Source organism: Nonlabens sp., assembly GCF_965657255.1.
In the GTDB taxonomy this organism is placed as follows: Bacteria; Bacteroidota; Bacteroidia; order Flavobacteriales; family Flavobacteriaceae; genus Nonlabens.
In genome coordinates this window covers 159681-173473 of sequence record NZ_CBFHNM010000003.1, presented here as the reverse complement: position 1 = coordinate 173473, position 13793 = coordinate 159681, and the positions used below count along the sequence as shown (strand labels likewise).

General features: G+C 34.4%; 10 protein-coding genes. 3 read left to right on the top strand and 7 right to left on the bottom strand.

Features of this window, described 5'->3' with window-relative positions; translation table 11 throughout:
* Positions 1 to 7: 7 nt before the first annotated feature.
* The 3 genes from ACTF54_RS05070 to ACTF54_RS05060 form a co-directional block, all read right to left on the bottom strand.
* Positions 8 to 997: a DUF4837 family protein gene (locus ACTF54_RS05070; protein ID WP_438968871.1), complete on the bottom strand. Its 990-nt coding sequence runs from the start codon at positions 995 to 997 to the stop codon at positions 8 to 10.
* Between the two features lies 1 nt (position 998).
* On the bottom strand, positions 999 to 2561 hold the full coding sequence (locus ACTF54_RS05065) for a lytic transglycosylase domain-containing protein (protein ID WP_347196387.1): 1563 nt from the start codon (positions 2559 to 2561) through the stop codon (positions 999 to 1001).
* Positions 2562 to 2701: 140 nt separating this feature from the next.
* Positions 2702 to 3883, bottom strand: a complete 1182-nt coding sequence (locus ACTF54_RS05060) for a phosphoglycerate kinase (RefSeq protein ID WP_347203277.1) — start codon at positions 3881 to 3883, stop codon at positions 2702 to 2704.
* A gap of 291 nt (positions 3884 to 4174) precedes the next feature.
* Between ACTF54_RS05060 and ACTF54_RS05055 the strand changes: the two genes are divergently transcribed.
* Entirely contained in the window at positions 4175 to 5302 is a 1128-nt protein-coding gene (locus ACTF54_RS05055) for an ATP-binding protein (RefSeq protein WP_438968870.1), read from the top strand.
* A 76-nt stretch (positions 5303 to 5378) separates the two neighbouring features.
* Positions 5379 to 5774 (top strand): hypothetical protein, encoded by a 396-nt coding sequence (locus ACTF54_RS05050; protein ID WP_347195221.1) that lies wholly within the window; start codon positions 5379 to 5381, stop codon positions 5772 to 5774.
* Positions 5775 to 5901: 127 nt separating this feature from the next.
* Here the strand turns inward: ACTF54_RS05050 and ACTF54_RS05045 are convergent, their stop codons facing one another.
* The 4 genes from ACTF54_RS05045 to ACTF54_RS05030 are packed head-to-tail and all read right to left on the bottom strand — an operon-like array spanning position 5902 to position 12508.
* Entirely contained in the window at positions 5902 to 6753 is an 852-nt protein-coding gene (locus ACTF54_RS05045) for a class I SAM-dependent methyltransferase (protein ID WP_438968869.1), read from the bottom strand.
* Positions 6754 to 6759: 6 nt separating this feature from the next.
* Positions 6760 to 8631: a tRNA uridine-5-carboxymethylaminomethyl(34) synthesis enzyme MnmG gene (gene mnmG, locus ACTF54_RS05040; RefSeq protein ID WP_347195219.1), complete on the bottom strand. Its 1872-nt coding sequence runs from the start codon at positions 8629 to 8631 to the stop codon at positions 6760 to 6762.
* Positions 8632 to 8634: 3 nt separating this feature from the next.
* Positions 8635 to 9054: an rRNA maturation RNase YbeY gene (gene ybeY, locus ACTF54_RS05035; RefSeq protein WP_347195218.1), complete on the bottom strand. Its 420-nt coding sequence runs from the start codon at positions 9052 to 9054 to the stop codon at positions 8635 to 8637.
* The gene (locus ACTF54_RS05030) at positions 9047 to 12508 is read right to left on the bottom strand and encodes a coiled-coil domain-containing protein (RefSeq protein WP_347202049.1); all 3462 of its coding nucleotides are present in this window, start codon (positions 12506 to 12508) and stop codon (positions 9047 to 9049) included. The genes ybeY and ACTF54_RS05030 overlap by 8 nt, the downstream gene beginning before the upstream one ends.
* Before the next feature lie 196 nt (positions 12509 to 12704).
* Between ACTF54_RS05030 and ACTF54_RS05025 the strand changes: the two genes are divergently transcribed.
* Positions 12705 to 13757, top strand: a complete 1053-nt coding sequence (locus tag ACTF54_RS05025) for an alkane 1-monooxygenase (RefSeq protein WP_438968868.1) — start codon at positions 12705 to 12707, stop codon at positions 13755 to 13757.
* The last annotated feature ends 36 nt before the right edge of the window (positions 13758 to 13793 follow it).

Sequence of the window (13793 nt, the reverse complement as noted above, 5' to 3'; positions counted from 1 at the left end):
TTTTAACTTATTCTTCTTTATCAGCCTCTACAAAACGAACGCTTTTCAAAATAGCTTCTATTTCAAATAAATAGTTGCGCTGCGCACTACTAGGCGCGCTTACATATCCTTCAATTATCAACCAGTTGTCTTTTTGCTTGTTGTAAATCGCATAATTAACAAAAGGACCTGCGACAAACATATCTTTAATTTCCCAAGTTCCTTTAGTTTCAAAAGCAAAATTGCCATCGATCTGACTTTCATTTAAGAAAGGTGAAAAAGCAGGCTCTGTCTGGAATGGTCCACCATCTGTAAGAATTTTTATGGCACCTATAGAATCTCTTACTTTAACGATATCTAAAACAGTACTATCACTGCGTTTAATTCTATTGCGATCTACTTCATAGATCATCAAATCCATCGTTCCTTCTTTAATATCTCTGCGCAGCCAGAAGAAATTATTATCTATCTCTCCATTATAAGTTGCAAATCGATATGCGCGAGGTATAATTATATCAAAGCCAAAACGCTCTTTCAATCGATCCGTATTGAGAGCTACTTTATCCATAAGATATTGCTTTCGTTCTACTTCACCTTGATTGTATACAGCGATCATATTATCTGCATTTTCTGAAATTACTCTAGCAAGCTCTTTTTTATCCTTTCCTCGTACTATAATTCCTAATTGCGGATTTGCATATACATCCTTCTTAATAGAGACACCACTACTATCTGATCTTTTGACCAACAAATAATTGCGAGATTTCTTCAACATTCCTTTAAAAGCACTAGGTTTTACATGATTAAGTGTAAACATAGGTTCTTCTCTTACAATACCGTCTAACGGTCTAGCAAACTCTTTTCTAATAGAATCGCCTAATGCTCCATCCCAGTCGCTATTTTCAATAACTATTAATATATCGTTCAATCTTCCAGAACTATCTTGAACTACAATTGCTTTATCATCACAACTTATGAAAGCTAGACATACCGCAAGTATTACATAGATTTTATTCATTTTACTTTAATTTTAATGTGTCACCTACCTTTAAATCATCGGTTGTAGTAGGATTCAATTTACGTATGCTTGCAATAGATATGCCATATTTATCGGCTATTTTCCATAAACTATCACCGCTTTTTATTTTATAAGTCCCAGGTGTTTTACCTGCAGTAGAGCTTTTACTTGTAATAGGGTTTCTAGAATGAATATATAATCTTTGTCCTATACGTAAGTTATTGCTTCTTAAACTATTCCATCGTTTTATTTGGCTTACTCTTACACCGTATCGATTTGCTATTTTCCCTAAATAATCACCGTTTTTAACACGATACGTGATTCGACTTTCAGCTTTGACTAGGTCTGGTAAAGGTTTTTCTATTTTTTCAAATTCCGCTTTCGCGAAAGCGTACACAGCATCTTCATTACTGACAAATTTTGCTGCATCTCTTATAGGCAGTCTTAGGTTATGCACCTTTCCTTTAATAACTGGGATGATATCTAACTTATAAGAAGGATTATGAAATTGTATCACCTCTAGATCTTGATCTGTAAATTGTGCAACATGTTCTAAAGAAATCATCTTTTTAACCCTAATTGTATCTGTAGCAATAGTTTTATAAAGGGTTTGTTGCGGCTGGAAACCATGCTGTGCTGCATAAGTAAATAAATACATGGTAGCCTGAAAAGCAGGCACATAACCAGCGGTTTCTCTAGGTAAATACGGTCGTATGTTCCAGTAATTTTTATAGCCACCACTGCGGCGTATTGCTTTATTGACATTTCCTGGACCAGAATTATATGCTGCTAGTACTAAGTCCCAATCTCCATATATTTTATACAGGCTGCTCATAAATTTACAAGCTGCAATGGTGGACTTAATAGGATCCATGCGCTCGTCTACATAAGAATTTACTTCTAGATCATAATTACGACCTGTAGTAAACATAAATTGCCATAATCCTGTTGCTCCTACTCGACTCTTGATACGTGGATCTAGTGCACTTTCTACAATGGCCAGATACTTCATCTCTAACGGAATGTCGTACTGATCTAAATAAGGTTCAAATAATGGAAAGTAATAATCGCTTAAGGTCATTAAACGTTCCATATAAACACGCTTGTAACCGAGCTTTTTATTAATAAGCTTTTCAAGAACTGGATTGTAGTCTATTTGAAACGGCGTACTTTCATTAATGGCTGCTAGTCTTGCTTTAAGAGTATCTGTAGGTAACGTTTGATTCACGATCTCACTATAATCCATTTGCACTAATTCATCATGCATGTAATCATATAGATCGTTATTATACAATTCATTAAGCAACTTTTCATCTAGATCATCCACTTCTGGATACACTTTTAATGGTGCTCCTGAAACAGTCGTATCTAACGCAATTTCTTGTACAGGAATTTCTCCGGAAAGGATTAAATCGTTCTCTATAGAGTCTTTTTGCGCCTGCTGTTTTTTGTATTCTTCATAAGTAACTACTTTTCCTTGCACTTTTGTAGAGTCCTGTTCTACCTGAGCAAATCCTTGTAAAAAGAAAAAAGACGAAAAGAAAAAAAGAAGGTATTTGATCATTTTATATTTTTAATAATTATCAAAAGGATAAAACTTACTACTCCTATCATTTTGAGAACATTTCTTAGTCATCCTGATAAAAAAACTCGCCTTTTAGCTATTAATTTAGAGCTTTGGCGAGTTTCATTTATGGCTTTATATTATCCTTTTATCACTGCAATACCTGGCAGTGTTTTTCCTTCTAGCATCTCTAGCATGGCGCCACCGCCAGTGGACACATAACTTACTTGATTCTCAAAACCAAATTGTTTTACAGCTGCAACGCTATCGCCGCCACCTACTAACGAGAACGCACCATTTTTTGTTGCCATTGCAACCGAATCACCTAAAGCGATAGTTCCTTTTGCAAATGGTTCCATTTCAAAAACTCCTGCAGGACCGTTCCATAAAATGGTTTTAGCACTTTGCAGTACATTATGAAAAATTTCACGAGATTTTTCTCCTATGTCCAGCCCCATCCAACCGTCTGGAACTTGATCGATAGCTGCATGATCTGTAGAAGCAAGTTCTGAAAAAGAATTTGCAATCACCACATCTACCGGTAAATGAACATTGGTATTGGTTTCTTTTGCCTTGGCTAGAATATCTAAAGCAAGTTCTTGTTTGTCATCTTCTACAAGAGAATCTCCTATTTTACCACCTTGCGCTTTAATAAAAGTGTAGGCCATGCCACCAGCGATAATCAAGTCATCTACCTTAGTAAGAATGTTTTCAATCACGGTAATTTTTGAAGATACCTTTGCACCTCCCAAAATAGCAACCAAGGGTCTTTCTGGTGTTTTCATTACTTTATCTAAGCTCTCGATCTCACGATTCATAAGCGTTCCAAAGCATTTTTCTTCAAAGTAATCGGCGATAATTGCGGTACTTGCATGAGCTCTATGCGCAGTTCCAAAGGCATCGTTAATATAGATATCGCCTAGTTGTGATAACGCTTTCGCGAAAGCGGCATCTCCAGCAGTCTCTTCACTATAATATCTTAGGTTTTCTAACAACAATACTTCACCAGGCTCTAATTTTTGAGAAGCATTCTCAGCTGCCTGACCAATACAATCCTCTACAAATTTAATTTGAACTCCCAAAATATCACTTGCTTTTGCACAAACGTGACGCAAAGAAAACTCTTCTTCTTTATTTTTAGGACGTCCCAAATGAGACATAAGAATTACAGAGCCACCATGTTCTAAAACATGAATAATAGTGTCTTTTGCTGCCTCAATTCTAGTAGCATCTGTTACATTATGATCCTCATCTAGTGGCACATTAAAATCTACTCTTATTAAAGCTTTTTTATTCTCAAAATTAATTTGGTCTATGGTCATCTTATAATATTCAAAATGGATTAAAAACAAATATAATGGATATGGTTTTACAATAACGATATCGTGGAATAAAGAATATATGATTAAGTCGTTTTACTAAATTCTCAACTGATAATCATAACATGAAAAAAAATCTTTCTAGCAATACTTTGATTAGTTTCAAATATTCAAATTGTTTTAAAAAAATGGCATACAACCATCCATTACATCAACACAAGTCAAAACTTATGGAAAATTAAGGTTGAGTCAATGTATAATCTAAAAAACAAGTGATCCACTTATATTTGCATCATGCAATATCAAGACGTTTTAGGACTGGATCATATTAAAAAGCACTTACAATCTACAGTGCAAAATGGCCGTATCGCTCATGCACAATTATTAGTAGGACCAACTGGAAGTGGCGTTTTACCTCTAGCAGTTGCTTATGCTCGTAATATTTTATGTGGTATCGATAATGATAGTTGTCATGCTCAATTAAATAACCTTGCTCATCCAGATTTGCATTTTTCATTCCCTATGCCTTCTACTATAGGCAGTAGTAGTACAAAAGCTACATCTGACGTGTTTTTGCAAGAGTTTAGAGCATTCTTATTAAATAATCCATATGGAAGTTTACCAGATTGGTACAAGGCCATAGATATTGAAAAGAAAAATGCAGAAATACGTGTTGCCGAGGCGCAACTGATCATGAAAAAACTGAGTCTCAAATCCTATGAAGGCGGCTACAAAGTGGTAGTTATTTGGGGTGCAGATAAAATGAATACAGAGGCAGCAAATAAGCTCTTAAAACTTATTGAAGAGCCTCCTAAACAGACCATTATACTGTTGGTTGCAGAATCTGAAGATCGTATTATCAATACAATAAAGTCCAGATGTCAGATCATTCATGTGCCTAAATTAAATGCTGCAGTAATTGCACAAGGGTTACAAAAGAACCTTCATTTATCTGAAAGTCAAAGCTCTACAGTTGCTAGACAAGCAGATGGTGATTACAGAAAAGCAGTTCAATTTTCACAAAATAGTGCTGAAGACCTTCAATTTGAACAATGGTTTGTACAATGGGTACGAACAGCTTTTGTTGCCAAAACTAAAATGACTGCCATTAATGAATTGATGGAATGGGCAAATACCATAGCAGCCGTAAATCGTGAAACACAAATACGTTTTCTTAATTATTGTATAGAGTTCTTTAGACAGGCCATGTTGAAAAACTACAAAGCAGACAGTGCTGTTTATTTATCTCCACAAAGTGGTTTTGATTTGACAAAATTTGCGCCGTTTGTAGATGGAAATAGAATGCTAGAAGTACAGAAGCAACTTCAAGAAGCCATTTACCATATAGAACGTAACGCAAATGGTAAAATCGTTATGACAGACTTAAGCATAGGAATGACTCGTATTCTTCATTCTAAGTAGTCTGAATATAACACTTACCTTCTTATAAAACACATTGGATGACTTTTAATATCTGATTTGAATAAATTACAAATAAATGATCCTATCTAACATTGGTATTATCCTCATTCTTCTTTTTCTATTAATCACCTATTTTATATCTGCCTACGAAAAAGTAGCCGAATGGAAAAATACTGGCACTTTCTATCAAGAAATGTACAAAGGTATTTTTACACCATTATTGATACAGGCAAGTATTCTGTTTATTTTGAGCTTTGAATTCATTCTAGTTGTCCTAATTGGGTTTGCCCTATTTGATTCTATAGCCTTAGGAAATTTATTACTCGCAGAATATGCGTTTATTCTTTCTAGTATTTTATTGATAATATTATTAATAGGCTTAAGGTTGATAAAAGATTATCCCGGAGCATCGGGAATAGGAATTTACTTTATAATTAGTTTGATGGGACTATTTTGGACACAATATCTATAACTTATTATTATTTAGTTTCCAATTAGTAATCTCTATTATAAAATAATCCAAATAAAGCGTTTTAAGGATCTTTTAAAAAATACTAATAACTTTATAGATATATCACTTGAATTGCGTTTTAAAACATCTAAAAACGCTTTTTTAACACATAAGTAATTGAACTAGGCTCTTTAGTAAAGATTGCTTTGACATTTGAAAGTAGACCAACAAGAATTCCACTTAAAAATGGTATGCCAGTTTTTTTATATCTAGCTGATAAAATAGAAACATAAAAACTATCAAACCACATCGGTTGCATTTTTAGGATTTCAAATTCTTCATGAAATAAACTTTCAACTGCTTTTTTATTGAAATGAAATAGGTGTCGTGGCACATCATAACCAGCCCAAAACTTTCCATAGAATTTAGCATCATACGACTCATAATTGGGCAGAGCAAGAATTAAAACACCATTAGGTTTTAATAACTCTAAGATTTCTTGTTTTTGTTTTTTCACATCTCGAACATGTTCCAGAACATGATACATAGAAATCAAATCAAATGTATTCGACTCAAATTCATCTAAGCTTGTATGAAGATCAATTCCCTTTTCTTTAGCAAACAGTCTTGCTTTTTCACTAGGTTCAAAACCTCTCGCCTTTACTCCATTTTGTTTTAGAGACTTTACAAGATCTCCTACTCCAGCACCAATGTCTAAAACAGATCCGTTCTGAGCAAATTTCTTAATAAGTGAAGTTTTAGATTTCAGATTAAATACCTTAGCAAAATTATAACATCGTGCAAAAAACGATTTTTGAGTATCGTCGTGAGAAAGATAATCTTCACTCTCATAATAACGATCTAATTGCTCCGGTTGCGGAATGGTTTTAATTAATTCTGTTTTAGGATCTATGTAAAGTTCAAACTTTTCTTGCGTAAGAAAGTAGTCATTGAGTTGTAAAAAGCGTTTTGAAAAATTCAATTTTATAAATTGTTTCACGTGAAACTATCGACCCATATGAACCAATAAGACAGAAATATCACTAGGTGAAACCCCTGAAATACGACTTGCCTGAGAAACTGTTACCGGTTGTATTCTAGTTAATTTTTCTCTCGCTTCATAAGAAAGCGACTTGATACTTTTGAAATCATAATTAGGCGGAATCTTTACATTCTCTAATCTATGAAGCTTATCTGCGTTATTTTTTTCTTTATCAATATAACCAGAATACTTAACATGAACTTCTACTTGCTCTAAAATATCGTCGTTCAAATCATTATCATTTAAATAATCCTTTACCTGTGAAATGGTTTTAATATCCTCTAAATTAATTTGAGGTCTAGCAAAAACTTTAAATAATTTATCATTTTGAGTAACCACTTTACTACCTTTTTTTTCTAACAAAACATTCATTTCATTAAAGTCGTAACTCGTATTTTTTAAAAACTGAACCATTTTTTCAGATTCATTTTGTTTACGTTCTACTCTTTTTAACGCCTCGTCAGTAACAATACCTAATTCTACCGCACGAGGTGTTAGACGTAAATCTGCATTGTCCTGTCTTAATAAAGTTCTATACTCAGCTCGCGATGTAAACATTCTATAAGGCTCTTCTGTACCTTTTGTAATTAAATCATCCACCAAAACACCTATATAAGCCTCATCCCTATTCAATATAAACGCCTCTTCTTCCCTAATCTTTCGTACGGCATTAATTCCTGCCATTAAACCTTGAGAAGCTGCCTCTTCATAACCCGTCGTTCCATTAATCTGACCAGCAAAATAAAGACCATCCACTAACTTAGTTTCTAAAGTATGTTTTAATTGAGTAGGTGGAAAATAATCATATTCAATTGCATAACCTGGTCTAAAAAACTTTACGTTTTCAAATCCTACAACACTACGCAAAGCTTTATATTGAACATCCTCTGGTAGTGAAGTACTAAATCCATTTACATAAACCTCGCAAGTATTCCATCCTTCGGGTTCTACGAATAATTGGTGTCTGTCCTTATCTGCAAAACGGTCAATTTTATCTTCAATACTTGGACAATATCTAGGTCCAACAGATTTTATTCGACCATTAAACATAGGAGAACGATCAAAACCTTCCCTAAGTAAATTGTGAACTTCTGGACTGGTATAAGTCATGTGACAATCACGTTGCTGTTTCAACGTGGTCGTTAAATTACTGTAACTAAATTTGGAGGTAAATTGATCACCTGGCTGTGGTTCCATAACAGAATAATCTAATGACCTTCCATCTACCCTAGGTGGAGTTCCTGTTTTCATCCTTCCGGCTTCAAAACCTAAATCAATCAATTGACCTGTTATTCCTGTAGAGGCTCTTTCACCAGCTCTTCCACCACCGAATTGCTTATCTCCTATATGAATCAAACCATTTAAGAAAGTACCGTTGGTTAAAACAACAGCTTTAGATCTAATTTCAATACCTAAAGATGACTTTACACCAACAACCTTACCTCCTTCTACGATCAGACCAACTATCATTTCTTGATAGAAATCCAACAAAGGGATTGCTTCCAATTGCATTCTCCATTCCTCAGAAAAACGCATGCGATCATTCTGTGTTCTAGGCGACCACATGGCTGGACCTTTAGAAAGATTCAGCATTTTGAATTGTATCGCGCTTTTATCAGATACAATCCCGCTTAAACCACCTAAGGCATCGATCTCACGTACAATCTGGCCTTTAGCGATTCCGCCCATAGCAGGATTACAAGACATCTGTCCTATGGTCTCTAGATTCATAGTTACTAATAAAGTCCTGGAACCCATATTAGCAGCGACAGCGGCAGCTTCACTACCTGCGTGACCTGCACCAACTACAATTACATCGTATTCTTTATCAAACATTACCTATTGTTTCACGTGAAACATTTTAATTTTTTCATTCTCTTTCGCACGCATAATATCAGATTCTCCCTCCGTTTTATCAAGATAACCACAGAGATGCAATAAACCATGTGACATGACACGATGCAGTTCATTGGTTTCGCTTTCGCGAAAGCTAACCGCATTTTCTTTTACGCGATCCGTACTGATATAAATTTCACCATTGACCAAACCATTCTGACAGTAATCAAAAGTGATAATATCTGTATAAGTGTCATGATTCAAGTGATCTTGATTAATTTTTAAAAGATACTCGTCAGAACAAAAAACATAAGATAAATCACCTATGGTTTTACCTTCAGACAAAGCTACTTGTTCCAACCATTTAGAATAAACAACCTCATCAATAGGAATGAAATCATTCTGATAATTAAATTCAATCATTGGCTTTAAAATACTCCTTTACTTTGTTACGGAATTGCGGCTGCAAAGGTAATACTTGTCTATTTAAAATTTCCTTGTTATTGAAGTACTTAGCAGCGTCAGGAATTTTAGCATTTGTATTGTTATTGAAATCCCTAAGGTTTGTTCTAGCTTCTCGTTGATTCTCCTCACCTTGTTCCAATCCAGCATCCTTTAATTTTAAAAGATCATGTTGTATATCGATCATACGCTGTTGCACTTCCCGATTAAAACCTTGATCTAACAACTTACGCTCCACAGCTTTCATCTTATCAATGATATCACCTACCTTATCTTCAAGACCTTCACGACGAATCATATCTTCTAATTCGTTACGCAATTCTTGTTGTTGCTTGTAAATATCATAAATACGTTTAGCTTCTTCTTCGCTCTCACGGTATCCTTCCTTTTCGCCATCCTCATTACCTCCAGATCCGTTGCCATTTCCTGAACCATTATCACCACCATTGCCATTATTTCCTTCTTTACCTTGCCCTTCTCCTTCGCCAGATTGGCCATCTTCACCTGAATTACCATTCTCTCCTGATTTCCCAGAATCACCACTCTCACCTGTTTCTCCTTGTTCACCACCTTGACCTGCCTCACCACTTTCTCCTTCTTGGCCTTCAGACCCTTCTTTACCAGGTTTTTTACCTTTACCTTGTTTAGAAAGACTTTCCTGTTTTTTTATAATATTAGGCAACTGAAAACCTTCACCAGGTTTACCACCTTTTCCCATTCCTGGTTTAGAAATAGCGTTATTCAATGCGTCCAAAGTATTGCTCAACATATCTGCCAAGGTATTCGCTCCTTTAAAAACAAACTGCTGCGACACTTGTCCTTCATTCATGCGAAACTCGGCAATTTGTTCTAAAGATTTATCTAGATAGTAATAAATATCGGTTACTTCTTTATTTATGTCTTGTCCTATTTTAGGATTCCGAGTGGCTAGGGAAAAAAGACTATCATCCACATGTTTAAAAGCTCGTTCCAGATCCTTTTGCATTTTTAACTTCTTCCCTAGATTAGGACTTAATCGATTCATCCCTTTAGTAGATAACATTAAATCTTCTTCATTAACTGAGAATACAATTAAATTGTCCATTATCTGACGAAGACTCTCCGCATCCTCTTCCATTCCTTCTTGTGACATTTGAGCCATCTGAGCGGACATAGCTGCCGCAGCTTTTTTCATTTTTTCAGCAGCACTTTTTTGTTTTTTCTTTGCTTTAGAAGTTTCGGACTTCTGTAGATCTTCACTAGATTGTTCTTGATCCTCTTTGATTTCTTCAGATTCTTCTGGCTCAAATTCCATGGACATAGGGTCTTTAAGATCATCATTTTCTTTCTCCAATTCCTCAAGTTCCTTCTCCCAATCCTTGAACTCTTCATTCAGTTTATCTTGATCTTCTTTTTTATTATCAAGACCATCCTTTTCGGATTGTTCTTTTTGCTTTTGAGCAAGCTTTTGCAAATCCTTACCTAACTTTTCAAACTTTTGCTGGACATAATATCTTTTAGTTAACTCTAATAGCTGCTCTAGATTCCTCTTCTGCTTTTTAGAATTGTTCTTTGCTTTATCCATTTTGTCTTTCAATTCTTCTGGGTCCAGCTTATCTTGATACTCTTGAAGTTCCTTTAGAAGCTCTTCATTCTTCTTTAATTCTTCCGCACTTTTCTCCATTCGGTCTTCAAGTAGCTCCTTCATAGGATCTTCTTCTGGATTAGACTTTTCAAGATTATCCTTCATCTTATCTAATTCCTGACGCATTTTTTGTTCTTGCTTCTGCTGATTTTTTAACGCTTGTTTAAGCTTGCGTTTATCATTGAAACTACGTTCCTTTTTTTGCAATTGCTCTTTTGAGAGCTCATCTAATTTTTCTTGTTGTTTCTCTTGTTCTTTAATCGCTTCTTCCACATTAGAAAGAGATTCCTTTTGTTTAGAGAGCTGTTTATCCTGAAATTCATCAATGGTCAACTTACGATAAGAAAAAACCTCTGATTTAGTTGATTTATAACTGTTAACAGCATCATTATCAATGATTTCAAAGTAATATTGATAACTATTTCCTGCCTCTAATGGAACATTTCCAGGAAAAGTGAGCAAAAATTGATCAAAAGTGCCTCGATTTGTTCCTAAATCATAGGTTTTGATTTGTGATACATCATCAGACGGATAAAATACCAATTGCATTTTACGAATCCCATAATCATCTGATGCCTGACCTTTGAAATACACAACATCAGTATCAATGCTATCCTTTTTCACCTCCAAATCTAATTCTGGATACTCATCTTTAACAACATCAATCTTGAAACTAAGGACCTCAAAATCTTTAATATTATCGTTTGAGGTTGCTATAGAATATTTAAATGGTTGCAATACCGCTTTCGCGAAAGCGAAACTATCATCCCTCTGTTGAAACGCATTTCTATCATCTGAAGAAATAAAATCTACCTGAGTGGTTTTTGAAGTATTCAATTTCCAGGTAATTTTAGTTCCTTGTGGAACAATGGCATTACCGGTACTAGATAATTTATCATCACGCTTACCTGTATGTGATGGATAATCGAAGAACAGTTCAAATCCATTTAAAACAGGAACTTCATCAACACTTAACCTAAACCTCTTACTTCTAACTTCATTTGCTGAAAGATAAAACTCTGTAGAGCTAGTAGGCTTTGAAAAAATGAAGCTGTATTTACCAGGAGCTTCTTGAGTCAAGAAATAAGTCTGATCATTAAAATTAATACTTGCATTTTCTGGCAACTTGCGCCCACTAACCTCAATGTTTAATTTAAAATCACGTCTTTGTAACGTATTTAAATCTTCATTAAGTATTCTAAAAGTAAATGGTGCTGGCGGAATGTACTCGTTATTAAAATCTGCTACACGTTTTGCACTATCAGTCAACACTTCATTATTACCTGTAAAAAACAAACCAGCAATAATAACAAGTGGAATTGCCAAATAGGGTAAAAACTTTTTATTCCTTTTGTAATCTATAGCTAGGGAAAATGGAATGGGTTTTAAGTCTTCACTCTTTTGATTGATGCTTGCCCAGGTCAATTCATCATCGCCTCCATTTTTATGAAGCTGCAATACGTTGATCAATTTATCAGAAACTTCTGGAAAATGTGTTCCTATAATTGTACTGGCATCTCTGAAGTTTATTCTTTTAGATAATTTAAACAATCTTGCTAACGGAATTCCGATAAAACGAATGAGTAAAAATGCCTCTGTAATTATAAAAAGTGAAAAAAGAATGGTTCGTCCCAAAGGATTCAACCAAAGAAAATACTCAAGTACCACTGTAAATAAAAAGTAAAGTAGACCAAGCGCAATAAATAAAATAATACCTCTTATTAACGCGTTACGATAATATTTACTTATAAATCGGTTGAGCTTTTGCTCTATAATTTCAAAATTTGTCATTTTACTTTTTGTCGTGTACTAGTCGTAAATATAACGGATTAGACTGAAGTTTATGATGCTATCCCTTATCAAAGGCTATCATATAAGGAATATGGTCTTAGATACTATAAAATCAGTATTCCTAATGATATTTTTACTCAATTCTAAACAATTACGACTATGTTGTATATTTATCTAATCATTCTTTTTGTAATAAATGAAAGATCTTAAGTATTTATCTGCATATATTGTTCCCTTATTTTGCATCGTAGGAATTACTAATGGTGGTTTATGGTTGTTTTTGACGCCATTTGTTATATTTATTATAGTTCCTTTAATTGAATTATGGATGCCATCGTTAAAGTCAAATTTAACTGAGGAAGAGAAACAAAGTAAATCAATAAATAAATTCTTTGATATTTTGCTTTGGCTTAATGTTCCTATCATTTTTGGTATCTTATTTTATGGATTGTACTCCTACTCTACACAAATTTATGAGACTTATGAAACAATAGGTTTGATATTTTCTTTGGGGATTGTTGCAGGAAGCAATGGAATTAATGTCGCTCATGAGCTAGGTCATCGTCAGGAAACATGGGAGCGCTTTTTAGGAAAAATTCTTTTGTTGCCCAGTTTATACATGCATTTCTATATTGAGCATAATTACAATCATCATTTGAACGCAGCAACACCAGAAGATCCTGCAAGCGCCCGGTATAATGAAAATCTTTACGCTTTCTGGTTGCGATCAGTCACTACTCAATATACCAGTTCCTGGAAGATTCAAGGACAACGCAACAAAGAAGCAGGAAGGTCATTCCTTTCATTAAAGAATGATATGTTTTGGTATACCATTATTCAAATATCTTATTTATTACTCATAGGTTTCATTCTTTCTTGGCCTACTATGTTTGTAGCTTTAGGAATTGGTTTTGTAGGCTTTTCATTGCTTGAAATTATCAATTACTTAGAACATTACGGTCTGCGCAGAGCAAAAAAAAAGTCAGGTCGTTATGAAGTAGTACGAGAAATTCACAGTTGGAATTCTAATCATGCAATAGGCAGAATTTTTTTATATGAATTGACGCGACACAGTGATCACCATTTCAGAGCAAATAAAAAATATCAGGTTCTAGATTATCATACAGAAAGTCCGCAACTTCCCTACGGCTATCCTACGATGATGATAATTGCTACCATTCCACCGTTGTGGTTTTCTATTGTGAATAAACATGTTCCTAAAGAAATGGTGGCGTTAAGTAAAATTTAAACCTAAACTTAAGTTTAAGTTTAAGTTTAGATTTAA